2 protein-coding genes are annotated in these 1,710 nt (G+C 65.0%); both read left to right on the top strand.

What is annotated here, in order from left to right; all coding sequences use genetic code 11:
• Nucleotides 1-1,003, top strand: a 1,003-nt coding sequence (locus B3D39_RS20195) for a protein adenylyltransferase SelO family protein (RefSeq protein WP_286790030.1), incomplete at its 5' end; no start/stop codon positions are given.
• Nucleotides 1,004-1,030: 27 nt separating this feature from the next.
• A partial coding sequence (locus B3D39_RS20190; protein WP_286790029.1) for an endonuclease/exonuclease/phosphatase family protein occupies nt 1,031-1,710 on the top strand: 680 nt, incomplete at its 3' end.

Raw genomic sequence — 1,710 nt, 5'->3', positions numbered from 1 at the left:
GGGCGTGCCGACGACGCGCGCGCTGGCGGCCGTACGCACGGGCGAGACGGTGGTGCGCGATGCCTCGGGGCGTCCCGGTGCGATCCTGACCCGCGTCGCGCGCAGCCATATCCGCGTGGGCACCTTCCAGTATTTCGCGGCGCGCAATGATCGCGATGGATTAAGAACGCTCCTCAACACATTGATAGAGCGCCACTATCCCGATTGCGAAACACCACTTGAGGTGCTGCGAGCGGTCGCAGCAAAGCAAGGCGAGCTGGTCGCGAAATGGATGGCGATCGGCTTCATCCATGGCGTGATGAACACCGACAACATGGCGCTGTCGGGAGAAACGATCGACTATGGCCCCTGCGCTTTCATGGACCACTACCATCCGGGGCGCGTCTTCTCTTCCATCGACCAACAAGGGCGTTATGCCTATGCGCGCCAGCCGCAAGTGGCGGTCTGGAACCTCGCGCAATTCGCGACCTGCCTGATGCCGCTCATCGGTGACGATGATGCCGCCATCGAACAGGCGAGCGCCGCGGTCGACAGCTTCATCGGCGTCTATCAGCGCGAGTGGCTGCGACTGATGGGCCGCAAGATCGGCATCGCGGAAGCGACCGAGGACGATCTGCCACTGATCGAGGATCTGCTGAACCGCATGTCGACCGAGAAAGCCGATTTCACGCGCGTGTTCAGTGCGTTGCGGCGCGATCCTAAGGCAGTGAGCAAGGAATTCACCGAGCCGATGGCCTTTGATCTCTGGCGCGAGGGCTGGGAAAAGCGGATCGCCAGCGAGGATGATCCGCACTCCGTCATGGCCGCCGCGAACCCGCTGCGCATCCCGCGCAATCACCGGATCGAGGAAATGATCGCGGCGGCGGTCGAAGGCGATGACGGCCCGCTCCATAGCCTCATGGCCGCGCTCGCGGATCCCTATGCGGAGGACCCGCGTTACGCCGCATATGAAGCTGCGCCGAAATCCGATGAACGGGTGTATCGGACCTTCTGCGGCACATAAAGAACACCCTGTAAGGCACTCAGAAAAATGACACTTCGGATCGCTTCCTACAATCTGCACAAATGCGTGGGGACCGACCGCAAGCATGATCCGGCGCGGGTCGTGAATGTCATCAATGCGCTGCATGCCGATGTGATCGCCTTGCAGGAGGTCGACAAACGCATGGGCGAGAGACCGGCGGCACTGCCGCAAAAGCTGATCGAGGAAGAGACCGACTTCATCCGGCACGACATGCCCCGCACCACCGCCGCCTCGCTGGGCTGGCATGGGCAGGTCGTTCTGGTGCGGCGCGGCTCGCGGGTGCTGGGGGTCGAGCCGGTCACCCTACCCGGTCTCGAGCCACGCGGCGCGATTGCGGTGAACATGCCGCCCGACAGCGGCCCGCCCTTCCTGCTGATCGCGGCGCATCTGGGGCTGCGGCGCACGGATCGGCGCGCGCAATGGGCGCGGATCGCGGAGATCATGGCCGGGGTGAAACCGCACCCCGCCCTCGCCATCGGTGATTTCAATGAATGGCGCGCGCGGCACGGGTTCGAGGCGCTGACCGGGTTTCACATCCACGCGCCGGGCGCGACCTACCCCTCGCGCGCGCCGATCGGCCAGCTCGACCGGATCGTGACCTCGCCGGGGCTGCGGGTGGTACGCAAGGGCGTGCTGGATACGCCGCTGGCGCGGGTGGCCTCGGATCACCTGCCGATCTGGGCCGA

Origin of the sequence: Thioclava sp. UBA3469, assembly GCF_002378135.1 — a bacterium.
Classification (GTDB): Bacteria; Pseudomonadota; Alphaproteobacteria; order Rhodobacterales; family Rhodobacteraceae; genus Thioclava; species Thioclava sediminum.
This window is presented reverse-complemented; position numbering and strand designations above follow the sequence as displayed.